The sequence below is a fragment of the Geodermatophilus chilensis genome, from assembly GCF_002802985.1.
In the GTDB taxonomy this organism is placed as follows: domain Bacteria; phylum Actinomycetota; class Actinomycetes; order Mycobacteriales; family Geodermatophilaceae; genus Geodermatophilus; species Geodermatophilus chilensis.
The window spans coordinates 1-22,839 of record NZ_NVPT01000089.1 but is presented as its reverse complement, the minus strand read 5'-3'; the positions used below and the strand labels follow the sequence as shown (position 1 = coordinate 22,839).

Sequence of the window (22,839 nt, the reverse complement as noted above, 5' to 3'; positions counted from 1 at the left end):
TTGTAGAGTGGGGTGTAATGTTGACGCATAGAGTGTGAGTTTGTCTGGAGCGTGGTTGGACGGGTCTGCGAGCTGTGGTTGGGGTTGGTGCTGTTGTTCGCAGGTAGTAGGTGGCGAGTTAGTGTCTGTCTGATGGTGCGGCCACCCGGCAGATCTACACGTAAGGATGCGGCGGCCGCGTCAGAGGTGTATAAGAGACACCACTTGAGCAGCCGTCGCAGGGCCAGCCAGCTCCCGCGCCCCGCGCCGTGGACGGCGATCGCCTCGGCGGCGTAGGCGCTGCAGGTGGGCTGGAAGCGGCACCGCGGGGGGAACGCCGGGCTGATCGCCCGCTGGTAGAAGCCGACGACGGCCAGCAGCGCCCGGGCGAGCGGCCCTCGTCCGTCGCGGGGGGCCCGCGGGTCGGCGGTCACGGGGTGCGGACCCGGAGGACGCGGTCCAGGCCGGCGGTCAGGTCGCGGCGCAGGTCCGCCGAGCTCGCAGTGGCCGCCTCCGGCCGGGCGCGGACCACCAGGTCCGCGGTGGGAGGCAGGCGGTCGAGCTGGTCGCGCACCACGGCCCGCAACCGCCGGGTGACACGGTGCCGGACGACCGAGTTGCCCACGGCCCTGCCCACCACGAAGCCGGCCCGTGGACCACCGACCGTCCCGGCGTCGCCGGGGGTCGGGGTCACGGGCCGTTCGGGGAGATAGTGGAGCACCATGGTCGGCCGTCCGGCACGCCTGCCGGACCGGACGACCGCGGTGAACTCCGGACGCCGGCGCAGGCGTGCCTGCGCGGGCAGCACCTCAGGCGGAGAGCTTCTCGCGACCCTTGCGCCGACGGCCGGCGATGATCGCCCGGCCCGCGCGGGTGCGCATCCGCAGCCGGAAGCCGTGGGTCTTGGACCGGCGGCGGTTGTTCGGCTGGAACGTGCGCTTGCTCACGAGGTACTCCCACTACACGACATCGACGGGGCGCGCCCACCGGGAGGCGGGCGCGCGGCAGGGACGGGCACACGGCGGGAGCCGGCTCCCCGTCCACGGATCTCCCGCCAGCATAGCCGAGGGAGCGCGGGGACCGGGTGCCCGGCCGGACGCCGACTGCCCAGGCTCCCCCATCGTCGGACGGGACCGGCGGTGCCGCGCCGCGGACGGGCCCGCGACACGCCCTGCGGCGCGCCGGAGCGGCGCCCCGGGCTCGTTGCCGGGCTGTGGACGGGGCTGTTAGCGTCGCCGTCGCTCCACACCGGACACCGACGTCCGGCGCAGGGGCTGCCCCGCTGGTGTCGCCCGACCACCACGCACTCCGGAGGACTGCGACGACTCGCCCCTGACCAGCGGCGATGCCCCAGCCCGGCAGGACACACGGGAGCCGGTGCGCATGCGTCGCCGATCGTGCACAGCCTGTGGACACCGGTGTGGACTGCGTGTGTCCGGATGTCCACAGTGGGGACCTACCCGGGGACGACGGAACCGGCGACGGGCGGCGCGGCGGGGGCTGACGACACACGCACAACCTGGGAGGACGAGGGCCATGGCCGATGCCACGGTTGACCTGGCGACGGTCTGGGACCAGATCCGCGAGCGGCTGGCGACCAGCCTGTCCCCGCAGCAGAACGCGATGCTGAACCTCACCCGCCCGGTCGGCGTCTTCGAGGACACCGCGGTGCTGTCGGCGCCCAACGAGTTCACCCAGACCGTGCTCGAGTCCCGGATGCGCCGGATACTGGCCGAGGCCCTGTCGGAGCACCTCGGCCGCGACATCCGCGTCGCCGTCCAGGTGGAGGACAGCCCGGCCGGGCCGCCGGCCGTGCCCGCGCCCGAGGTGCCGACGCGCCGTCCCTGGTCGGTGGTCGAGGCGCAGCGCGCCGAGGAGGACCGCGAGACCCGCGACCGCACCGACGACGGGCGCAGCGCCTTCGGCGTGCGTGCCGACGTCCGGCCCGCGTGGGAGGACGACGGCGCGAGCTCACCTGACACCCGCCCGGCCGAGCGCGACGCCGAGGAGTGGGCCCCCACCGACTGGAGCCCGCCGGTCCGGCGCCCGGCCGGCCGCGGCACCCGCGCCGCCGACCGCGACTGGGGCGGCACCGACCTCGACGAGGACGGCGTGGCCGTGCTCCCGTTCGACCTCGACACCGGGGACGCCCCGGAGCCGCCCGCGCCGTCGTCCCGCGGACGGCGGGGCGGGTCCCGCGGCGGCGGGGACGCCGTCCCGCTGTTCGGCGACCGCCGGGCCCCGGCCGGTGCGCAGGACCCGGGCCTGAATGCGAAGTACGTCTTCGACAGTTTCGTCATCGGCAACAGCAACCGGTTCGCCCACGCCGCGGCCGTCGCGGTCGCCGAGGCGCCGGCGCGGGCCTACAACCCGCTGTTCATCTACGGCGACTCCGGGCTGGGCAAGACCCACCTGCTGCACGCCATCGGCCACTACGCGGCGCGGATGTTCCCCAACGTCCGGGTGCGCTACGTGAGCACCGAGGAGTTCACCAACGAGTTCATCAACCTGGTGCACTCCGGCCGGGCCGAGGACTTCCGCCGGCGCTACCGGGACATCGACTTCCTGCTCATCGACGACATCCAGTTCCTGGAGCGCGCCGAGCGGACGCAGGAGGAGTTCTTCCACACGTTCAACACGCTGCACAACGCCAGCAAGCAGATCGTCATCACCTCCGACCGGGCGCCGAAGAAGCTGACGACGCTCGAGGACCGGCTGCGCACGCGGTTCGAGTGGGGGCTGATCACCGACGTCCAGGCGCCGGACCTGGAGACCCGCATCGCGATCCTGCGCAAGAAGGCCTACGGCGAGCGGCTGCAGGTGCCCGACCCGGTGCTGGAGTTCATCGCCAGCAAGGTGCAGACCAACATCCGCGAGCTCGAGGGGGCGCTGATCCGGGTCACCGCGTTCGCGTCGCTGAACAAGCAGCAGGTCGACCTGCCGCTGGCCGAGCTCGTGCTCAAGGACCTGATCAGCGACGAGCAGGGCCCGCAGATCACTGCGGCGATCATCATGGCCGCCACCGCCGAGTACTTCTCGGTGACGATGGAGGAGCTGCAGGGCTCCAACCGCAGCCGCACGCTGGTCAACGCCCGCCAGATCGCCATGTACCTGTGCCGGGAGCTCACCGAGCTGTCCCTGCCCCGGATCGGGGCCTCCTTCGGCGGCAAGGACCACACCACGGTCATGCACGCCGTCAAGAAGATCACCAACCTGATGAGCGAGCGCCGGGCGACGTACACGCAGGTCACCGAGCTCACGGCGAGGATCAAGAGCCGCGCGCGCTCCTGAGTCCCGTCCCCTCCGGCCATTTCCGCGGAAATCGCCGGAGACGGAGGGCGGCTGACCACACCTGTGGACAACTCCCGCGGTGCAGGTTCGGGTTCGGCGACCATCCGCGGATGCTCCTGCGATCCACGGGACTCCACGGCGTCTTCGTCGGCGCGCACGCCGTCGCCGAGGGCTGGCTGACACGTCGGCAACTCCGCGAGGGCCCCTACGTCCGCGTCCTCCACGGCGTCTACGCCGACCCGTCGCTGCCGCGTGACCACCTGCTGCGCTGCCGGGCCACCTCGCTGCTGATGCCGGAGGGCGCCGCCTTGGGCGGGAGGTCAGCGGCGGCTCTGCTGGGAGGGCCCGCGCCGTCCTACGGCGACCCGGTGACCGTCGTCCTCCCGCCGCCGCTGAAGTGGACCGGCCCCAGGGGCGTCCGTGTCCACCGCACCGACCTCGGTGGACGGGAGGTCGTCCGATTGAGCGAAGACCTCCCGATCACCTCGCCACTGCGGACGGCCTGGGACCTCGCGGTGCTCGAGACCCTCCCCACGGCCGTCGGCGTGCTCGACGCGATGCTCCGCCACGGCCTGCTCGGCGAGTCCCAGCTGACCGGTCTGCTCGCCGGGAGCGCCGGCCGATGGGGGCGGCAGCGGGTGCGGCGCGCCCTCGACCTCGTCGACGTCCGCAGCGAGTCCCCGCCGGAGTCCTGGGTCCGCGTGGCGTGCGCACTGGGCGGCCTGCCGGCACCCGTTCCGCAATTCGACGTCGTCGACGACGGCACCTGGCTTGCGCGCGTGGATCTGGCCTGGCCCGAGGCGAGGGTGGTGGTGGAGTACGAGGGCGAGCACCACTTCGACGGCCTGCAGATCGCGCGGGACGACGTCCGGCTCGGGCGTCTCGTCGCCGCCGGCTGGACGGTGGTCCGGCTCTCCGCCGCGGATCTGCGGTCCATGGACGACGTCGTCCGACGGATCGGGGAGGCGCTGGGCGTCGTCCCCCGCTCCGACTGACCGGGTCTTCCGGCGATTTCCGCGGAAACCGCCAGCAGCCCACCCCCGGGACCCGGGCGCGGTGTTCCACGTGGAGCCGGCCGGGGCTCTGTCCACAGCGCTGTGGGTCTCCCTGTGGTCGGCGTCCCCGCGAGGGGCGTGGTGAGCAGGTCACTCGTACCGGTGACCCGGGTCGACTGGTCGACGAGTTGTCCCCAGCGATGTGCACAGGTTGGGGAGATCTCTCCTCACGCGGTCACGAGCGGTCACGACCGACCAGTCTGCCCACCGCTCTGTCCACGCCTGGGGATCCCCGCTCGTCGACGTCCTGACCTGCGGGTTCACCCCTGGAGGGGGCGTCGTGCGCCGGTCGCCGCGACGCCGGGTGCCCGCACCTGGGTACGGACTGGGGACGGACGGTGGGGGAAGCGGGGGACAGGACGTGGAGAGACGGCGGCCGGTGTGGGTGACCGTCGAGATGTCCACGTGTCGACACAGGAGTCCGCCGATCCACCCACAGCGGGCCAACAAGTCGACAATGGCCCTGACCTGCGCAGACGGCCTCGGTCCCCAGGTTCCACACCAGTGATGACGAAGATGAGGGATATAGATCGAGGCTTTCTCGAACCACACTCTGGGTGGGGAAGCTGCGCTGCGAGTGACCTGATCGAGGAGAGCGGTTACCTCGTTGTCCCTCCCAGAGGGCACGATGAGCACCGCACCGAAGGACACCGACGACAGCTGGGGTGGATCAGGTCATGAAGTTCCGGGTGGCACGTGAGGTGCTCGCCGATGCCGTCGCCTGGACGGCACGCAGCCTGCCGCCACGGCCGTCGGTGCCGGTGCTGGCCGGGATCCTGCTCGAGGTCGACGGCAGCCAGTTGTCGGTGTCCGGCTTCGACTACGAGGTCTCCGCCCGCGCCGAGGTCGACGTGCAGGCCACCGAGAGCGGCCGGGTGCTCGTGCCCGGCCGGCTGCTCGCCGAGATCACCCGCGCGCTCCCGCCGCACCCGGTCGACCTGACCGCCGAGGGCCCGCGCCTGTCGATCGCGTGTGGCAACGCGCGCTTCAGCCTGCCGACGCTGCCGGTCGAGGACTACCCGTCCCTGCCGTCCATGCCGTCGTCGGCCGGTGTGGTCGACAGCGACGTCTTCGCCGAGGCCGTCGGCCAGGTGGCCGTGGCCGCCGGGCGCGACGACACCCTCCCGATGCTCACCGGCGTCCGCCTGGAGATCGAGGACGACCTGGTGACGCTGGCCGCGACCGACCGCTACCGCCTCGCCGTCCGCGAGTTCGCCTGGCGGCCGGACACCCCCGGCCTGACCGCGGCGGTGCTGGTGCCCGCTCGCACGCTGGCCGACGCGGCGAAGACGCTGACCAGCGGTCCGGAGATCACCCTGTCGCTGTCCTCGGGCGGCTCCGGCGAGGGCATCCTCGGCCTCTCCGGCAAGGACCGGCAGACCACCACCCGGCTGCTCGACGCCGAGTTCGTCAAGTACCGCGCGATCATGCCCAACGAGTCGGCGAGCAACGCCACGCTGCCGGTCGGGCTGTTCACCGACGCCGCCAAGCGCGTCGCGCTGGTCGCCGAGCGGGGCACGCCGCTGCGCTGCGAGTTCACCCCCGGTCAGGTCACCCTGCGCGCCGGTGGCACCGACGACGAGGGGCAGGCCGAGGAGCGCTGCGACGTCGAGTTCGAGGGCGAGCCGCTGACCATCGGCTTCAACCCGACGTTCCTGCTCGACGGGCTGGCCGCGGTGCACACGCCGCGGGCGCGGATGGACTTCACCAGCCCGCTGAAGCCCGCCGTCCTCTCGGGGGTGCCCGAGCCGGCGACCGACGACGAGGCGGCCTCCCGGCCGGCCGAGCGGCCGGGCAGCTACCGGTACCTGATCATGCCGGTGCGTCTGCCGGGCTGAAGAATCACCCGTGTGCCCCGGCCGGTGCCGAGGCCGGCCCTCCTGCAGGGTCCCGCCGCGAGCATGCGAGCGGTGGGGGGCAGGAGGGTCCTTCTACTGCGAGGAGAGGACTGCGTCGTGCAGCTGGGGCTGATCGGGCTGGGCAAGATGGGCGGCAACATGGCCGAGCGACTGCGCCGCGCCGGCCACGAGGTCGTCGGGTACGACCGCGCTCCCGGGAAGCGGGACGTCGACAGCCTGCCGGCACTGGTCGAGGCGCTGACCGCACCGCGCGTCGTGTGGGTCATGGTCCCGGCGGGTGAGCCCACCCGGGCCACCGTCAAGGAGCTCGCCGACGTGCTCAGCCCCGGTGACGTGATCGTCGACGGCGGCAACTCCAAGTTCACCGACGACCAGATCCACGACGTGATGTGCCGCGAGAAGGGCATCGGCTACATCGACGCCGGCGTCTCCGGGGGGGTGTGGGGCCTGGAGAACGGCTACGCGCTGATGGTCGGCGGCGCCCAGGAGGACGTCGCCAAGGTGCAGCCGGTGTTCGACGCGCTCAAGCCGCCGGCGCCGAAGGACGAGTCCGGTCAGGAGCTCCCGGGCGCGGGCTTCGTGCACGCCGGGCCGGTGGGTGCCGGGCACTTCTCCAAGATGGTCCACAACGGCATCGAGTACGCGATGATGCAGGCCTACGGCGAGGGCTACGAGCTGCTCGCCGCCGTCGACCTCATCGAGGACGTCCCCGGTGTCGTGAAGTCCTGGACGCAGGGCACCGTCATCCGCTCCTGGCTGCTGGACCTGCTGGTGCGCGCGCTCGAGGAGGACCCGGCGCTCGACAAGATCAGCGGCTACGCCGAGGACTCCGGCGAGGGCCGCTGGACCGTCGAGCAGGCCATCGAGAACGCCGTCCCCATGCCGGCCATCTCGGCGTCGCTGTTCGCCCGCTTCGCCTCCCGGCAGGAGGACTCGCCGACGATGAAGGCCGTCGCCGCGCTGCGCCAGCAGTTCGGTGGCCACGCCGTGCAGGCCGTCCGCGATCGGGAGGCCGAGCGCCCCGCATGACCGCGCTGCTGGGTCGGGGCTGAGGTGTACCTGCGACACCTCCAGCTGGGCTCGTTCCGCAACTGGGACCGGGTGGACCTGGCCCTGCGCCCGGGGCCGACGGTCTTCGTCGGCCGCAACGGCGAGGGCAAGACCAACCTGGTCGAGGCGGTCGGCTACCTGGCCACCATGGGCAGCCACCGGGTCGCGGGCGACGCCCCGCTGGTGCGGCAGGGCGCGTCCCAGGCGGTGGTCCGCGCGGCGCTGCGCCGCGAGGACCGCGAGCTGCTGGTCGAGATCGAGATCAACCCGGGCAGGGCCAACCGGGTGCGGGTCAACCGGGCGCCGCTGCCGCGGCCTCGCGAGCTGCTCGGCCTGGTGAAGTCCGTGCTGTTCGCGCCGGAGGACCTGGTGCTGGTCCGCGGGGACCCCGCCGAGCGGCGGCGGTTCCTCGACGACCTGCTGGTCAGCCGCACCCCGCGGCTGGCCGGCGTGCGCAGCGACTTCGACCGGGTGCTCAAGCAGCGCAACGCCCTGCTCAAGACCGCGCGGATGGCGCGCGGCAACGCCCTGGCCACGCTCGACGTCTGGGACGGGCACCTGGTCGACCTCGGCGGGCAGCTGCTCGCCGCGCGGCTGCGGCTGGTCGCCGACCTGGCCCCGCACGTGGCGCACGCCTACGCCGGGGTCGCCGGCGCGGACGCCGCCGTCGCCGCGCTGGGCTACGCCAGCACGGTTCCGCTCGCCGGGGACGGGACGCCGGTCCAGCCGGGCACGACGCCGCCCACGGCCGACGAGCTCTCCGCCGCGCTGCGCGAGCGGGTGGCCGAGCGGCGCAACGACGAGGTCGACCGCGGCATGACGCTGGTCGGCCCGCACCGCGACGACCTGGTCATCTCGCTGGGCTCGCTGCCGGCGAAGGGCTTCGCCAGCCACGGGGAGTCCTGGTCGCTGGCCCTGGCGCTGAAGCTGGGCTGCTTCGCGCTGCTGCGGGCCGACGGCGACGAGCCGATCCTCGTGCTCGACGACGTCTTCGCCACCCTCGACACCGACCGCCGCGCGGCGCTGGCGGCCGTCGCGCGCTCCGCGGAGCAGGCCCTGGTGACCGCGGCGGTGCTCGACGACGTCCCGCCGGAGCTGCGCAGCACGGTGGTGCAGGTCGCCGGCGGACAGGCGGTACCGCTCGGCGACGGCTCCGCCGAGGAGGATGCCGAGGACGGCGCGGTGCGGGAGGAGGTCCCATGAGCGAGGAGCGGCCGGCGCGGCCGAGCGACATCGCCCGCGCGGCGCTGGAGGCCGCGCGCGCGGCGTCGGCGTCCCGCCCCCGCCCCACCCGGCGGCGGATCGCCGGCCCCAAGCGCACCTGGAGCGGCCCCCGGCCGGGGGACGACGACCCGCAGCCGCTGGGCCGGCTGGTCGACAACCTGGTGAAGACCCAGGACTGGACCGAGCACACGAAGGTGGGCGCGGTCTTCGGCCGCTGGTCGGCGCTGGTCGGCCCGGAGATCGCCGCCCACTGCGCGCCGCAGACGCTCACCGAGGGCGAGCTGCTGGTGGTCGCGGAGTCCACCGCGTGGGCCACCCAGCTGCGGCTGCTGGCGCCGACGATCCTCGGGAGGCTGCGTGCCTCGGTCGGCGGGGACGTCGTGACCCGGCTGCGCGTTGTCGGTCCGACGGCCCCGAGCTGGAAGAAGGGCCCCCGCTCGGTCCGCGGCCGCGGGCCGCGGGACACGTACGGATAGGAGCGCTCGCCGAGCGCGGGGGCTCCGGGAGGACGGTGCACATGGACACGGGGCACACGGAGGCGATGCAGCGATGAGCAGCCCGCGCGATCGCGACGGTTTCGACGAGCGGCCCGACGAGGGCAGCGGCTGGCGCGAGCCCGGCCACCTCGGCGGGGATGGCGACCGGTCCGGCGCGGAGCAGCCGCCCGCCGAGCAGCCGCCCGCGGACCGCCCGGGTGGCAGCACCGCCTGGCAGCCGCCGGGCTGGGACCTGCCGCCCGCCGCGCCCGACCGTCCGGCCCAGTACCCCCCGGCTGGGCCCCAGACCGCCGGGCAGCCGCCCGCCCCTGGCGGCCTCTTCGGCCCCCGGCGGCCTCGGCAGCCCAGTGAGCTCGAGCAGGTCTTCGCCTACCAGGGCGACCCGGTCGGCGCGCAGGGCTGGGCGGTCCAGCAGGGCTGGACGATCTCCGACGGCACCGCGCCGGAGGACGCCGTCCTCGCCGAGCTGGTGCGCACCGCCCCGGTGCGCGCCACCAGGGACCACCGGCCGGCGGGTGTCATGCGAGGCCGCTACGGCACGCTCGAACTGGTCGCGTTCGACGTCCTCTTCGCCTCCGGGCGCTACGCCGTCCCGGAGTACGCGGTCACCGCCGCGCCGGTGCTCGGCGCCCTCCCGCCGCTGCGCCTGTCGCCGGCCCGTTTCTGGAAGCACCGCACCGGGGGGCTGGTGCAGGTCCCCAGCGGCGACCCGGCCTTCGACACCCGTTGGGTGCTGCTCGCCGCCGAGGACGGCCCGGTCGCCCGCGCGCTGGTCGGCGACGCCACGGTGCGCGGGCTGCTGCTGGGCACCGACGACGGCGACGAGTTCTGGACGGCCGCGGGTCACCTGGCGGCGATCCGACCCGACGGGCACCGGCCGCAGCTGATCGAGCACCACGCGCGGCTGCTGACCGCGCTGGTCAGCGCCCTCGCCCCCGCCCTCTGAGCCCGGCGTCCGGCCCCCGGTGAGCGCCACGCCCGCGGAGGCCGCGCCCCCGGCGACGCTGCGCGAGCTGCTGCCGCTGCTGCGTCCGCACCGGCGCCCGCTGGCGGTCGCCGCCGTCCTGTCGCTGGTCGCCGCCGCCGGGGCGCTGGCCCAGCCGGCGCTGGTCGCGCGGGTCATCGAGGCGGTCGGTGCGGGCCGGGACCTGCTGCCCGCCGTCGGCCTGCTCGTGGTCGTCCTGGTGGCGGCCTCCGCGCTGAGTGCGGTGCAGCAGTACCTGCTGCAGCGCACCGCCGAGGGCGTCGTCCTCTCGACGCGGCGGCTGCTGGCCGACCGCCTGCTGCGGCTGCCGGTCGCCGAGTACGACCGGCGCCGCACCGGCGACCTGATGTCGCGGGTCGGTGCGGACACCACCCTGCTGCGCGCCACGGTGACCTCCGGGGTCGTCGAGGTCGCCGGCTCCGCGGTCGTGGCGGTCGGCGCGATCGTGGCGATGGCGCTGGTCGACGGCTGGCTGCTGCTGGTCACCGTGGCGGCGGTCGCCGCCGGCCTGGCGGTCGTCGTCTCGGTCGCCCGCGGTGTGCGGCGGCTCTCGCAGCAGGCGCAGGAGGAGGTCGGCGCGATGACCGCCGCGGTGGAGCGGGCGCTCTCGGCGGTGCGCACCATCCGGGCCAGCGGCGCGACCGCGCGGGAGGTGGACGTCGTCGCGGCCGGCGCCGGCCGGGCGTACGACGCCGGTGTGCGGGTGGCGCGGCTGGAGGCGCTGGTCAGCCCGGCGGGCTCGATCGCCGTGCAGGGCGCGTTCCTCGCCGTCCTCGGCCTGGGCGGCTACCGGGTGGCGACCGGCTCGATCGCCGTCGCCGACCTGGTCGCGTTCATCCTCTACCTGTTCCTGCTGGTCATGCCGCTGGGCCAGGCGATCGGTGCGTGGACCCAGCTGCAGACCGGGCTGGGTGCGCTGGCGCGGGTGCGGGAGGTGCTCGCCCTCGACCCCGAGGACGACGCGCGGCCCGAGCGGGGAGGGGCGGTCGTCGCCGTCCCCGCGTCGCCGCCGGCGCCGGACGTCCCGCTGCTCGAGCTGGACGACGTCTCGTTCCGCTACCCGGACGGCCCGGAGGTGCTCCGCGGGATCTCGCTCACCGTGCCCGCCGGCAGCCGGGTGGCGCTGGTCGGGCCGTCGGGGGCGGGCAAGTCCACGGTGCTCGCGCTGGTCGAGGGCTTCTACCCGCTGACCGGCGGGGCGGTGCGGTGGGCCGGGACCGACGTCCGCGACCTGCCGCGGGCCGGCCTGCGCGCCCGGCTGGGCTACGTCGAGCAGGAGGCACCGGTGCTGGCCGGGTCGGTGCGCGACAACCTGCTGCTCGCCGCGCCGCACGCGACCGACCCCGAGCTGTGGGCGGTGCTGGCCGACGTCGGGCTCACCGCGGTGGTGCAGCGCTCGCCCCGCGGGCTGGACGTCCCGGTGGGGGACGACGGCGTGCTGCTGTCCGGCGGTGAGCGGCAGCGGCTGGCGATCGCGCGGTCGCTGCTGGCCCGCCCGGCGCTGCTGCTGCTCGACGAGCCGACCGCCAGCCTCGACGCCCGCAACGAGGCGCTGCTGCGCGACACCCTGGCCGCCGCGGCCGCCGACCGGGCACTCCTGGTGGTCGCGCACCGGCTGTCGACCGTGCTCGACAGCGACCGGATCGTCGTCCTGGACGCCGGGCAGGTGGTCGCCGGTGGCACCCACGAGGAGCTCGTGGAGACCAGCCCCCTCTACCGCGAGCTCGCCGCCGCGCAGCTGCTGGTCTGAACGGGGTAGCGGCGTTTTCCGCGGAAATCGCCGCTACGCGGCGTGGGCGCGTCTCTCTCCCACCGCGGCCGCGGTCCCCTCCTCCGCGGCGCGGCAGATGTTGCGCACCATCCCGCCGAAGATCGGGCCGTGGACGGGCACCAGCACGCGCCAGTACAGGTGGCCGAAGAGCCCGCTCGGCTTGAACGTCGCCTTCTGCCGCAGCCGGGTGCGGGCGGGTGGGTCGCCGGCACTGCCCTGTTCCACGTGGAACTCCAGCCAGGCCAACCCGGGCAGCCGCATCTCGGCGCGCAGCCGCAGCAGCCGGCCCTCCTCGAGCTCCTCGACCCGCCAGAAGTCCAGGGCGTCGCCGACGTAGAGGTCCGACGGCGACCGCCGTCCCCGCCGCAGGCCCACCCCGCCCACCGCCCGGTCCAGCCAGCCGCGCACCTCCCAGGCCAGCGGGAACGAGTACCAGCCGGTCTCTCCGCCGATGCCCTCGACCACCCGCCACAGCGCCTCCGGTGACGCGTCGGTCTCCCGGGTCTTCTCGTCGAGGTAGAGGGTCCCGCCGGCCCAGTCGGGGTCGGTGGACAGCGGGTCCGACGGCGCGCCGGGGGTGGACGCCGACGACCAGCGGGTGGCCACGGTCCGGTCCCTCACCCGCTGGATCGCCATCCGCGCCGCCTCGTCGAAGCCCAGCAGCCCCTCCGGCGGGTCCGGGACGTACCGCGCGATGTCGTGCTCGGAGCAGACGACGGTGTTGCGCAACGACTCGACCAGCGGGCGGGCGATCGACGCCGGCACGGGGGTGACGACGCCGACCCAGTGGCTGGACAGCCCGGGGCTCAGCACGGGGACGGGCAGGATCCGCCGCTTGGGCAGCCCGGCCACGGCCGCGAAGCGCCGCATCATCTCCAGGTAGGTCATGACGTCGGGGCCGCCGATGTCGAAGCACCGGTGCACGTCGGCCGGCAGCGTCGCGCAGCCGACCAGGTAGCGCAGCACGTCGCGGATGGCGATCGGCTGGATCCGGCTGTGCACCCACCGCGGCGTGACCATCACCGGCAGCCGCTCGGTCAGGTAGCGCAGCATCTCGAAGGACGCCGACCCCGAGCCCAACACCACTGCGGCTCGCAGGACGGCGGTCGGGACGCCGGAGCCGAGCAGGATCTCGGCGACCTCGGCCCGCGAGCGCAGGTGCGGGGAGAGCTCCTCGCCGTCCGGCTCCAGGCCGCCGAGGTAGACCAGCCGGCCCACGCCGGCCTCCTGTGCCGCGCGCCATCACCCGCGCCGTCCGCCGGTCGGTCTCCTCGAACTGCGGACCGGTGCCCAGGGCGTGGATCAGGTAGTAGACGACGTCGACCCCTGCGCAGGCCGCCGCGACCGCCTCGGCGCTCCCGGCGTCGGCGCGGACGATCTCCACCTGCCCCGCCCACGGGTGGTCGCGCAGCCGCTCGGGCGAGCGGGTCATCACCCGCACCCGGTGCCCGGCGGTGAGCAGCTCGGGCACGAGCCGCCCCCCGATGTAGCCGGTCGCCCCGGTGACGAGACAGGTCACCGGTGTCGACTGGGCGGGAGGAGGGCTGCCATCGGCCTCGGCCATGTCCCGAGTGTCGGCCGTGGACGCGGTGCGCGCCCGGGGCGCGGGCTGCTGCCGTACCGCCACCCTGGGCGCACGTCCCGACGGCCGACGGCGGTCGCACCCACCGGTACCGGTCGAGCGAGGGGTCTCCCATGGCCGACACCACCGCTGCCCCCGACCCCCCGCCACTCGTAGAAGGACCCTTCAGGGGGCCGCCGTCCTGCCCTCCCATCGCTCCGCTCGGGGCGGGACCCGGGACGGAGCCACCAGGCGGCCCGGGGACGGCGTGTCGGCCCGGGGGCAACACCGGTGGTGGCAGGCGTGCTGCGAGTGGCGCAGACACGGCGTGAGGGCCGGGACGACGGCATTCCTGTCGTCCCACCCGGTATCGTGGAGGGCAGAAACCGCCAGCATCCGGCTGAGAGCCGTTCTGCGCCCCTGCCCGCGGTCGGGGCGCCCATCGCCGGGTGCGCGACAGAAGGGCCCCACGTGGTCGCTCGACCGAAGACCGACGCCCAGGAGAACGCCTACTCCGGCAGCTCCATCACCGTCCTCGAGGGTCTCGAGGCGGTCCGCAAGCGCCCCGGCATGTACATCGGCTCGACCGGTGAGCGGGGCCTGCACCACATGGTGTGGGAGGTCGTCGACAACGCAGTCGACGAGTCCCTGGCCGGCTACTGCGACACCGTCCGGGTCACCCTGCTCCCCGACGGTGGCGTGCGGGTGGAGGACAACGGCCGCGGCATCCCGGTCGACATGCACCCGGTGGAGAAGCGGCCGACCGTCGAGGTCGTCATGACCATCCTGCACGCGGGCGGCAAGTTCGACGGCAAGAGCTACGGCGTCTCCGGCGGCCTGCACGGCGTCGGCGTCACCGTCGTCAACGCGCTGTCCACGCAGCTCGACGTGCGCATCTGGCGCGACGGCACCGAGTGGCACCAGCACTACGTCGAGGCCAAGCCCTCCCCGCTGCAGAAGATCGGCCCGACGACCAAGCGCGGCACCCAGATCACCTTCTGGGCCGACCCCAACATCTTCGAGACGACGTCCTACTCGTTCGACACGATCAGCCGTCGCCTGCAGGAGATGGCCTTCCTCAACGCCGGCCTGAAGATCGTGCTGCGCGACGAGCGTCCCGGGCACGGCAAGGTCGAGACCGGGATGGCCGAGGAGATCTCGCTCGCCGAGGAGGCCCCGGCCGCGACGGCCGAGGAGCCGGCGTTCGAGCCCACCGAGGTCACCTACTTCTACGAGGGCGGCCTGCGGGACTACGTCGCCCACATCAACCGGACCAAGACCCCGATCCACCGCTCGGTCATCGGCTTCTCCGCCGACGGCACCGGCAAGAACGACACGGCGATGTCGGTGGACGTCGCGATGCAGTGGTCGGAGGCCTACTCCGAGTCGGTGCACACCTTCGCCAACATCATCAACACCCACGAGGGCGGCACCCACGAGGAGGGCTTCCGCGCGGCGCTGACCTCGATCGTCAACCGCTACGCCGAGGAGAAGAAGCTCTTCAAGAGCAAGGACGAGAAGCTCACCGGCGAGGACATCCGCGAGGGCCTGGCCGCGATCGTCTCGGTCAAGCTGGGCGACCCGCAGTTCGAGGGACAGACCAAGACCAAGCTGGGCAACACCGAGGTCAAGGGCTTCGTGCAGCGCGTCTGCAACGAGCAGATCGGGCACTGGTTCGAGGCCAACCCGGCCGAGGCCAAGCAGATCATCACCAAGGCCAGCTCCGCCGCGCGCGCCCGCCGGGCCGCGCAGCAGGCCCGCCAGCTGGCCCGGAAGAACCCGCTCAACTCCACCGGACTGCCGGGCAAGCTGGCCGACTGCCGCTCGACCGACCCGCGCAACTCCGAGGTCTACATCGTCGAGGGCGACTCGGCCGGCGGCTCGGCCAAGTCCGGCCGCGACTCGATGTTCCAGGCGATCCTGCCGATCCGCGGCAAGATCATCAACGTCGAGAAGGCGCGCATCGATCGGGTGCTGAAGAACACCGAGGTCCAGTCGATGATCACGGCCTTCGGCACCGGCATCCACGACGAGTTCGACCTGTCGAAGCTGCGGTACCACAAGATCGTGCTGATGGCCGACGCCGACGTCGACGGCCAGCACATCCGCACCCTGCTGCTGACCCTGCTGTTCCGCTTCATGCGGCCGCTGGTCGAGGCCGGGTACGTCTACCTGGCCCAGCCGCCGCTGTACAAGATCAAGTGGGGCGGCAAGGTCGGCGACGAGTACGCCTACTCCGACCGCGAGCGCGACGCGCTGCTCAAGGCCGGCGCCGAGGCCGGCCGCAGGATCCCCAAGGACGACGGCATCCAGCGGTTCAAGGGGCTCGGCGAGATGAACGCGACCGAGCTGTGGGAGACCACGATGAACCCGGAGACGCGGATCCTGCTGCAGGTCACCCTCGAGGACGCCGCGACCGCCGACGAGCTGTTCAGCGTGCTCATGGGCGAGGACGTCGAGGCCCGCCGCAGCTTCATCACCCGCAACGCCAAGGACGTCCGCTTCCTCGACGTGTAGGAGGACCCCGTCCTCCCCACCCTTCGCAAGCTCAGGGCGGGACCCGGGACGGCGCCGACTCCGTCCCCCCGCTGTGCACCGAACCGGAGAGATCTGAACCGTGACCGAGACCCCTGCCCGCGACCGCGTCGAGCCGGTCGACCTCCAGCAGGAGATGCAGCGCAGCTACATCGACTACGCGATGTCGGTCATCGTGGGCCGCGCGCTGCCGGAGGTGCGCGACGGCCTGAAGCCGGTGCACCGCCGCGTGCTGTACGCGATGTACGACCAGGGCTTCCGCCCCGACCGCAGCTACGTCAAGTGCGCCCGGGTCGTGGGGGAGGTCATGGGTAACTACCACCCGCACGGCGACTCGGCGATCTACGACGCCCTCGTGCGGCTGGCCCAGCCCTGGGCGATGCGCTACCCGCTCATCGACGGGCAGGGCAACTTCGGCTCCCCCGGCAACGACCCGGCGGCGGCCATGCGCTACACCGAGGCCCGGCTGACCCCGCTGGCCATGGAGATGCTGGCCAACATCGACGAGGACACCGTCGACTTCCAGCCCAACTACGACGGCAAGAACCAGGAGCCGCTGGTCCTGCCCGGGCGCATCCCCAACCTGCTGATCAACGGCTCGGCCGGCATCGCCGTCGGCATGGCCACCAACATGCCCCCGCACAACCTGCGCGAGGTGGCCTCCGCGGTCTTCTGGATGCTCGAGCACCCGGAGGCCGAGCCGGAGGAGGCGCTCACCGCCTGCATGCAGCGCGTCCTCGGCCCCGACTTCCCGACCGCCGGCCTCATCGTCGGCCGCGAGGGCATCGAGGAGGCCTACCGCACCGGCCGCGGCTCGGTGCGCATGCGGGCCGTCGTCACCGTCGAGGAGGACGCGAGGGGCCGGGTGCAGCTGGTCGTCACCGAGCTGCCCTACCAGGTCAACCCGGACAACCTGGCCGAGGCGATCGCCGAGGCGGTCAAGGACGGCCGGCTGCAGGGCATCAGCGAGATCGCCGACGAGTCCAGCGACCGCGTCGGGCGCCGGCTGGTCATCACGCTGCGCCGCGACGCCGTGGCCAAGGTGGTGCTGAACAACCTCTACAAGCACACCCAGCTGCAGACCTCGTTCGGCTGCAACATGCTCTCGATCGTCGACGGCGTCCCGCGGACGCTGCGGCTCGACGAGCTGATCCGCTACTACGTGGTGCACCAGATCGAGGTCATCCAGCGGCGGACCCGCTACCGGCTGCGCAAGGCCGAGGAGCGCGCGCACATCCTGCGCGGTCTGGCCAAGGCCCTCGACCAGCTCGACGCGGTCATCGCCCTCATCCGGTCCAGCGAGTCCGCCGACGCGGCGCGCAGCGGCCTGATGGAGCTGCTGGAGATCGACGAGGTCCAGGCGACCGCGATCCTGGACATGCAGCTGCGCCGCCTGGCCGCCCTCGAGCGGCAGCGGATCATGGACGAGCTGGCCGAGATCGAGGCCCGCATCGCCGACCTGCAGGCGATCCTCGACTCGCCCGAGCGGCAGCGGCAGATCGTCCACGACGAGCTGGCCGAGATCGTGGAGAAGTACGGCGACGACCGGCGCACGAAGTTCGTGCCGAACGACGGCGACGTCTCCATGGAGGACCTCATCGCCGAGGAGGAGGTCGTCGTCACCATCACCCGCACCGGGTACGCCAAGCGGACCAAGAGCGACCTCTACCGGTCGCAGCGCCGCGGTGGCAAGGGCGTGATGGGTGCGGCGCTGAAGCAGGACGACATCGTCGACCACTTCTTCGTGGGCTCCACCCACGACTGGATCCTGTTCTTCACGACCAAGGGCCGGGTCTACCGGGCGAAGGCCTACGAGCTGCCGGAGGCCAACCGCACCGCCCGCGGTCAGCACGTGGCCAACCTCCTGGCGTTCCAGCCGGACGAGCGGATCGCCCAGGTCATGCAGATCAAGGACTACAACGTCGCTCCGTACCTGGTCCTGGCCACGGCGAACGGGCAGGTGAAGAAGACCCGGCTGACCGATTTCGACTCCCCGCGCAGCGGCGGCGTCATCGCGATCAACCTTCGCGACGGCGACGAGCTGGTCGGCGCCGCGCTCATCGACCCGGACAAGGACCTGCTGCTGGTTACCCGCAAGGCGATGTCGATCCGGTTCAAGGCCGACGACGCGACGCTGCGGCCGATGGGCCGGGCCACCGAGGGCGTCCGCGGCATCGCGCTGTCCCCGGACGACTCGCTGCTGTCGATGATCGTGGTCGAGGAGGGTGTCGACGTCCTCGTCGCCACCGAGCGCGGCTTCGCCAAGCGGACCGGGATCGAGAACTACCCGGCCCAGGGACGCGGCGGCAAGGGCGTGCTCACCGCCGACCCGAAGGCGCGCAAGGGCAACCTGGTCGGGGCGCTGGCGGTCCAGCTGGGTGACGAGCTCTACGCCATCACCTCCGGCGGCGGCGTCATCCGCACCCCGGTCAACGGCGTCCGGCACAACAAGGACCGGGCCACCATGGGTGTCAAGCTCATGAACTTGCCGGAAGACGTGTCGATCGTGGCGATCGCCCGTACGACGGACAACGACGAGCCTGCCGCCTAGGCTGTGGACGACGACGGTGGAGGCGGGGTCGTCGGCCCCCGGGTCCGGCTGCCCCGCCTCCGTCGTCTGAGCCATGACCGGCGCCCAGGCGCTCCCGGCCCCGCGCCGGGCGCGCCGGGTGCGAGGCAGCGGCGAGGGCCGCTGGGGAACGGGAGACTCGCATGAGCGACCGGACGCAGGGTTCGGTGCGCACCGGGTCCCGGACCGGGGAGACCACCCCGGCACAGGGGTCGGCGACCGGCCAGCAGCCCGCCGTCGACGGCACCCCCTCGGTGGGATCGACGCAGACCATCCCCGGGGCGAACACCGCCCGGGCCCAGGCCGTGGCCGCCGACGGCGGCGCCCCGGCCGCGGCCGGCCCGGCGTCGGGCACCCAGGCCGCCGTCCCCCCGGTCGCCGTCCCCCCGGCCACCGGTGCCCAGCCCGCCACCGGTGCCCAGCCCGCCACCGGCGCACCGGCTGCGAACCGTGCACCGGCCGCCACCGGCGCCCAGGCTGCCACCGCTGCCCAGCCGGCTGCCGGCACCGCGAAGGCCTCCTCCGGCGGCGGCGGCAAGGCCGCCCGCGGCCCGCGCCGCGCCCGGCTGCAGCTGCGGCACATCGACACGTTCTCCGCGCTGAAGATCTCACTGGTCCTGTCGATCGCGATGTTCTTCATCTGGATGGTCGCCGTCGGACTGCTCTACGGCATCCTCTCCGGCCTCGGCGTCTTCGAGACCCTCAACGACCTGTTCGGCCAGCTCGGCAGCGCCTCCGGTGGCGACGGCCGCAGCGAGGTCATCACCCCGGGCATCGTCTTCGGCGGCGCCGCGGTCATCGGGGCCATCAACATCGTGCTGATGACCGCGCTGTGCACCGTTGCGGCGTTCATCTACAACATGTGCTCCGACCTGGTCGGCGGCCTCGAGGTCACCCTCTCCGAGCGCGACTGACGAAGGACCCGGCTCCGGTGCCGACACGTGGCGGTCGGCCTCACACCACCCCCCTGCGGACGGCGCAGCGCGGCCGGGTACGCTGGTCGAGGTCCACGGGCCTGTAGCTCAGGCGGTTAGAGCGCATCCCTGATAAGGATGAGGCCGGAGGTTCAAGTCCTCCCAGGCCCACCGTGTACTGGCGCCACCGGCCCACCCCGTTCCCGGGGTCGGGCCACCGGCCCCCTCCGAGGAGGGGGACTCCCCTCGAGGAGGTACCCCGCGTGCTGAGGAAGCTGGTCCTCGCCGCCGCCGCCGCCGGCGCCCTCGCCGCCGTCCGCCGGCGCTCGTCCGGCAAGACGGAGGCCGACCTCTGGGCCGAGGCCACCCGCGGACCGCAGGCGGTCAGCACACCCACGGCCCGCTGACCCGCCGGGAGGATCCACCTCCCACCCCGGGGACGTAGCTCAATTGGCAGAGCACCGCCTTTGCAAGGCGGGGGTTAGGGGTTCGATTCCCCTCGTCTCCACCAGTCTGACCTGCGGATTCACCTCCGTCGGGGGCGCGGGCGAGCCCTCCGGCGGGGTCTCAGTCCGCAAAAAGTCCGCAACTCGTCCGCGGGACGCGGCGCGGAGCGTGTCCAGCCGGTCGGCCACGTCGTCCAGATCGTCGTCGAACAGGTCGGCGTAGCGGTCCAAGGTCATGGCCGCCGAGGCGTGCCCGAGCATCCGCTGCACCGCCTTGACGTTGGCGCCGGCCTTGATCGCCAGCGAGGCCGCGGTGTGCCGGAGCTCGTGCGGCGTGAGCCCGGGCTCCGCGATGGCCCGGGCGGCGGCGTCGAACCAGGCGGACCGGGCGTTCCGGTTGCGCAGCACCGCGCCCTGCGGCGAGGGGAAGGCCAGCTCGTCGGCAGGGCGGGTCACCACCGTCCGGGCGAGCTCGTCGACGAGGAACCGCGGCAGCGGCACCGAGCGGCGGCCGTGGGTCTTGGGGGTGCCCCACACCAGGCGGGAGCCGTCGACCTCGGTGACCGCCTCCTCGACGAGCACCCGCCGGCGCAGCAGGTCGAAGTGCCGCACCCGCAGCGCCGCCAGCTCCGACCAGCGCAGCCCGCAGTAGCCGAGCACCAGGACGGCGACCCGGCCGGGCCCGGCGGCGTCGGCGAGCGCCTCCAGCTGCTCGGCGGTCAGGTACCGGCGGCGCTTCTCCTGCATCGGGGGCAGGGCCACGCCGAGCGCGGGGTTGACGGCCAGGCGCCGGTCGCGCACCGCGAGGCCGAGGATGCCCGACAGGACGCCCTGCGCCTTGCGGACCGAGGCCCCGGCCAGGCCCCGGTCGGAGAGCTCGGACAGCCAGGCCTGCACGTCGCCGTGCGTCACCTGGATCAGCGCGACGTTCCCCCACCGCGGCAGGACGTGGGTCTTGAGGACGTCGGCGTAGCGGGCACGACTGGTGGGCTTGAGGTTGATCTTCCCGGCGAGCCAGACGTGGGCCAGCTCGCCCACGGTCGTCCTGGCCCGCTTGGGGTCGACGTAGGTGCCGGTCTGCACGGCCGCGGTGACCTCGTCGAGCCATCGCTGGGCGTCGACCTTGCGCTTGAAGTGGCGGGCGTGTTCCTTGCCGTGTTCGTCGCGGTACCGCGGCCGGTAGGTGCCATCAGGCCTCCGCGCGATCGACGCCATCTTCGATCACCCGCCTCTCTTCGAGCCCCGGCCGAGCCCCGCGCCGGCGGAGGTCTACCACCGGCGCGCTCGTCTTGGGGGAGAGCCTGCCGTCGATCCCCGCGTCTCTGGACGGCCGCGGCACGATCTGTGGACGGCGGTGTGCGCCGTGGGTCGGGGCGGTCACCGCCGGGCACCTGCTGAGGGGGAGACCTGGTCGTCGTGCTGGGCGTCGATCCAGCTGCGCAGGTGGTCGGAGCGGTAGAGGACGCGGCGGCCGAGCCGGAAGCTGCGCGGGCCGGTGCCCAGGTGGCGCCAGTACCGCAGGGTGGCCACCGGAGCGCGGAGCAGCTCGGCGGCCTCGGTGATGGTGAGCAGTTCGGGCTCGCGACGGGCGGGATCGTCGGACATGGCTGGCTCCGGTGGGCTCGGGTGGGCTGTGCTCCCTCACGGGAGAAGGCACCATTTGCGCGCGATTGGTGACAGCCGACCACCGATGGCTTCCGAAATTCTCCAGTTCTCCTCCTGTTGCCGGTGTCCGGGCCCGCGGCTGGCCGGTGGAGGCGACCCTGCTCATCGACCGATGCCCGGCGCGGCGCCTCCACGGGCGAGGGATGGTCCCCGCCGCTCCGCCTCGGGCCGGGGGACGCTCGGTACCGGCGCGGACGGCCGCGGGGGAGCGGCTGCCGTCCGGTCGCGCGACCGGTCCTGGCGGTCGCGGGCGGCCTCTCGAGCGGCCAGCTCGGCCGCGTGGCCGGGGCCGAGGTCGGCCCGGTCGCGGCCGAAGACGGCGATCCACTGTGCCCGGGCCTCGGCCACGTCGGCCGCGACGAGGTGCGCGGTGTTGGACAACCGTCCGCGGGTCATGCCGACGTAGGCCGAAGCGGCGCCGGTCGCGTCACCGATCACCACGTGCGCGGCGGGGACGGTGTCACCCTGCACGCCATGCGCGGTGCTGGCGTAGGCCAGCTCCACGTGCTCAGTGACGTAGTCGGCGGGCAGCACCCGGACCCGTGCCCCAGCCGGGGTGACATCGCCGCGGGAGACGTCACCGGTGGCCGTGCCGGCGGTGACCAGCAGCCCGCCGCCCCGGCCCACCGCGGTCACGGTCCACGTGTCCCGGTTGGCCACCTCGAGGTTGCGGTCGTTGCGCCGGGTGGCGATCCGGTCGCCGACGCCGATCCGCTGCCCCGCCCGCGTGGTCACGACCCGGACGTCGTCGACGCGGCCGGCGGCAACCAGCCGGTTGCGGATCACGGCGTTGAGCTCGCTGACCTGCTGGCGGGTGTCCGCCACCACGGCGACGTCGGCCATCCGGCCGTCGTGGACGGCGATCGCGGCCAGTTCGTCCTGCCACGCCCCCGGGTCGGGGTGCAGTCGGATCCGGCCGAGCGCGAGGAGGGCGTCGAACACCGCACCCGGGGTGTCACCCCGACGCATTGCCAACGTCAGCTCGGCGTACTCACCGTCCGGAACCGACTGGCCGGTGCTGTCGGTGCGGGTGAATCGGTGCACCGACTCCAATGTCAGGCAGGCGGCTGGGTCGACCTGAGCGGCGGCGAGGTCCAGGACACCGCCGCGGCCGACTGCGGCGAGTTGGTGGCGGTCCCCCAGCAGCGCCAGCCGCGCCCCGGCCTTGTCGGCGACGGTGAGCAGAGCCCGGGCGGTGTCCTGGTCGAGCATGCCGGCCTCGTCGACGATCAGCAGATCCCCGAGCCGCAGCCGGGTCCCCTCCGTCGGCCCGGTGTGGATGCGGCCGGTGACCGGGTCGACCTCGCCGGGGAAGAGTCGGGTCCAGGCGCCGTGCTCGTTCCAGCGTGGCATCGGCCGCGGCGGTCAACCGACCGGGCAGCCAGGCCTGCAGCTGCTGCCGCACCCTCGGCTCCGGCCCGTGCCGCTGTTCGGTGGC

General features: G+C 73.5%; 17 protein-coding genes, 2 tRNA genes and 3 pseudogenes. 14 read left to right on the top strand and 8 right to left on the bottom strand.

Going from position 1 to position 22,839, the window contains the following annotated elements; all coding sequences use genetic code 11:
- The 3 genes from yidD to rpmH form a co-directional block, all read right to left on the bottom strand.
- Positions 1-413, bottom strand: a 413-nt coding sequence (gene yidD / locus CNO22_RS29115; protein ID WP_232807078.1) for a membrane protein insertion efficiency factor YidD, incomplete at its 3' end; no start/stop codon positions are given.
- Positions 410-787, bottom strand: coding sequence for a ribonuclease P protein component (gene rnpA, locus CNO22_RS15835; protein ID WP_100500277.1), 378 nt, complete (start codon positions 785-787; stop codon positions 410-412). The genes rnpA and yidD, both read right to left, overlap by 4 nt.
- A 1-nt stretch (position 788) precedes the next feature.
- Entirely contained in the window at positions 789-926 is a 138-nt protein-coding gene (rpmH, locus tag CNO22_RS15830; protein WP_089305879.1) for a 50S ribosomal protein L34, read from the bottom strand.
- A gap of 589 nt (positions 927-1,515) precedes the next feature.
- Between rpmH and dnaA the strand changes: the two genes are divergently transcribed.
- The 8 genes from dnaA (at position 1,516) to CNO22_RS15790 (ending at position 11,690) form a co-directional block, all read left to right on the top strand.
- Positions 1,516-3,270, top strand: a complete 1,755-nt coding sequence (gene dnaA, locus CNO22_RS15825; protein WP_157936962.1) for a chromosomal replication initiator protein DnaA — start codon at positions 1,516-1,518, stop codon at positions 3,268-3,270.
- 110 nt (positions 3,271-3,380) lie between these two features.
- The gene (locus tag CNO22_RS15820; protein ID WP_100500276.1) at positions 3,381-4,265 is read left to right on the top strand and encodes an endonuclease domain-containing protein; all 885 of its coding nucleotides are present in this window, start codon (positions 3,381-3,383) and stop codon (positions 4,263-4,265) included.
- A 737-nt stretch (positions 4,266-5,002) separates the two neighbouring features.
- Positions 5,003-6,163, top strand: coding sequence for a DNA polymerase III subunit beta (gene dnaN / locus CNO22_RS15815; protein WP_100500279.1), 1,161 nt, complete (start codon positions 5,003-5,005; stop codon positions 6,161-6,163).
- 117 nt (positions 6,164-6,280) lie between these two features.
- Entirely contained in the window at positions 6,281-7,213 is a 933-nt protein-coding gene (gnd, locus tag CNO22_RS15810) for a phosphogluconate dehydrogenase (NAD(+)-dependent, decarboxylating) (protein ID WP_100500275.1), read from the top strand.
- Between the two features lie 24 nt (positions 7,214-7,237).
- Positions 7,238-8,437 (top strand): DNA replication/repair protein RecF, encoded by a 1,200-nt coding sequence (gene recF / locus CNO22_RS15805; RefSeq protein WP_100500274.1) that lies wholly within the window; start codon positions 7,238-7,240, stop codon positions 8,435-8,437.
- Positions 8,434-8,934: a DUF721 domain-containing protein gene (locus CNO22_RS15800; RefSeq protein WP_100500273.1), complete on the top strand. Its 501-nt coding sequence runs from the start codon at positions 8,434-8,436 to the stop codon at positions 8,932-8,934. The genes recF and CNO22_RS15800 overlap by 4 nt, the downstream gene beginning before the upstream one ends.
- A 73-nt stretch (positions 8,935-9,007) precedes the next feature.
- The gene (locus tag CNO22_RS15795; RefSeq protein ID WP_100500272.1) at positions 9,008-9,901 is read left to right on the top strand and encodes a hypothetical protein; all 894 of its coding nucleotides are present in this window, start codon (positions 9,008-9,010) and stop codon (positions 9,899-9,901) included.
- Between the two features lie 19 nt (positions 9,902-9,920).
- Positions 9,921-11,690: an ABC transporter ATP-binding protein gene (locus tag CNO22_RS15790; protein WP_232807077.1), complete on the top strand. Its 1,770-nt coding sequence runs from the start codon at positions 9,921-9,923 to the stop codon at positions 11,688-11,690.
- 33 nt (positions 11,691-11,723) lie between these two features.
- Here the strand turns inward: CNO22_RS15790 and CNO22_RS15785 are convergent, their stop codons facing one another.
- Both CNO22_RS15785 and CNO22_RS29110 read right to left on the bottom strand, forming a co-directional pair.
- Positions 11,724-12,929: an SDR family oxidoreductase gene (locus CNO22_RS15785; protein ID WP_232807076.1), complete on the bottom strand. Its 1,206-nt coding sequence runs from the start codon at positions 12,927-12,929 to the stop codon at positions 11,724-11,726.
- A gap of 70 nt (positions 12,930-12,999) precedes the next feature.
- Positions 13,000-13,275, bottom strand: a pseudogene (locus CNO22_RS29110) (NAD(P)H-binding protein); the annotation flags it as partial.
- Positions 13,276-13,743: 468 nt separating this feature from the next.
- Between CNO22_RS29110 and gyrB the strand changes: the two are divergent.
- From gyrB to CNO22_RS15760, 6 genes are all read left to right on the top strand, one after another.
- On the top strand, positions 13,744-15,789 hold the full coding sequence (gene gyrB / locus CNO22_RS15780) for a DNA topoisomerase (ATP-hydrolyzing) subunit B (protein WP_100500271.1): 2,046 nt from the start codon (positions 13,744-13,746) through the stop codon (positions 15,787-15,789).
- 100 nt (positions 15,790-15,889) lie between these two features.
- Positions 15,890-18,358, top strand: a complete 2,469-nt coding sequence (gene gyrA, locus CNO22_RS15775) for a DNA gyrase subunit A (RefSeq protein ID WP_100500270.1) — start codon at positions 15,890-15,892, stop codon at positions 18,356-18,358.
- A gap of 161 nt (positions 18,359-18,519) precedes the next feature.
- Positions 18,520-19,290, top strand: a complete 771-nt coding sequence (locus CNO22_RS15770) for a DUF3566 domain-containing protein (RefSeq protein WP_100500269.1) — start codon at positions 18,520-18,522, stop codon at positions 19,288-19,290.
- Positions 19,291-19,387: 97 nt separating this feature from the next.
- Positions 19,388-19,461 (top strand) — tRNA-Ile (locus CNO22_RS15765).
- 92 nt (positions 19,462-19,553) lie between these two features.
- A complete protein-coding gene (locus CNO22_RS28400; RefSeq protein WP_198588372.1) occupies positions 19,554-19,697 on the top strand; it encodes a DLW-39 family protein in 144 nt (47 codons plus the stop codon).
- 28 nt (positions 19,698-19,725) lie between these two features.
- Positions 19,726-19,801 (top strand) — tRNA-Ala (locus CNO22_RS15760).
- Positions 19,802-19,892: 91 nt separating this feature from the next.
- Here CNO22_RS15760 and CNO22_RS15755 read toward each other — a convergent pair.
- From CNO22_RS15755 to CNO22_RS15740, 3 genes and pseudogenes are all read right to left on the bottom strand, one after another.
- A pseudogene (locus CNO22_RS15755) lies at positions 19,893-20,951 on the bottom strand (tyrosine-type recombinase/integrase); the annotation flags it as partial.
- A 162-nt stretch (positions 20,952-21,113) separates the two neighbouring features.
- On the bottom strand, positions 21,114-21,341 hold the full coding sequence (locus tag CNO22_RS15745; RefSeq protein WP_100500267.1) for a helix-turn-helix transcriptional regulator: 228 nt from the start codon (positions 21,339-21,341) through the stop codon (positions 21,114-21,116).
- Positions 21,342-21,503: 162 nt separating this feature from the next.
- Positions 21,504-22,748: pseudogene (locus CNO22_RS15740) on the bottom strand (ATP-dependent DNA helicase); the annotation flags it as partial.
- Positions 22,749-22,839: the final 91 nt, after the last annotated feature.

Bases quoted from the DNA above. Each gene is read 5' to 3' on its own strand.
- dnaA (WP_157936962.1), top strand. From the start codon at position 1,516: ATGGCCGATGCCACGGTTGACCTGGCGACGGTCTGGGACCAGATCCGC.
- CNO22_RS15820 (WP_100500276.1), top strand. From the start codon at position 3,381: ATGCTCCTGCGATCCACGGGACTCCACGGCGTCTTCGTCGGCGCGCAC.
- dnaN (WP_100500279.1), top strand. From the start codon at position 5,003: ATGAAGTTCCGGGTGGCACGTGAGGTGCTCGCCGATGCCGTCGCCTGG.
- CNO22_RS15800 (WP_100500273.1), top strand. From the start codon at position 8,434: ATGAGCGAGGAGCGGCCGGCGCGGCCGAGCGACATCGCCCGCGCGGCG.
- CNO22_RS15795 (WP_100500272.1), top strand. From the start codon at position 9,008: ATGAGCAGCCCGCGCGATCGCGACGGTTTCGACGAGCGGCCCGACGAG.
- CNO22_RS15770 (WP_100500269.1), top strand. From the start codon at position 18,520: ATGAGCGACCGGACGCAGGGTTCGGTGCGCACCGGGTCCCGGACCGGG.
- CNO22_RS15745 (WP_100500267.1), bottom strand. From the start codon at position 21,341: ATGTCCGACGATCCCGCCCGTCGCGAGCCCGAACTGCTCACCATCACC.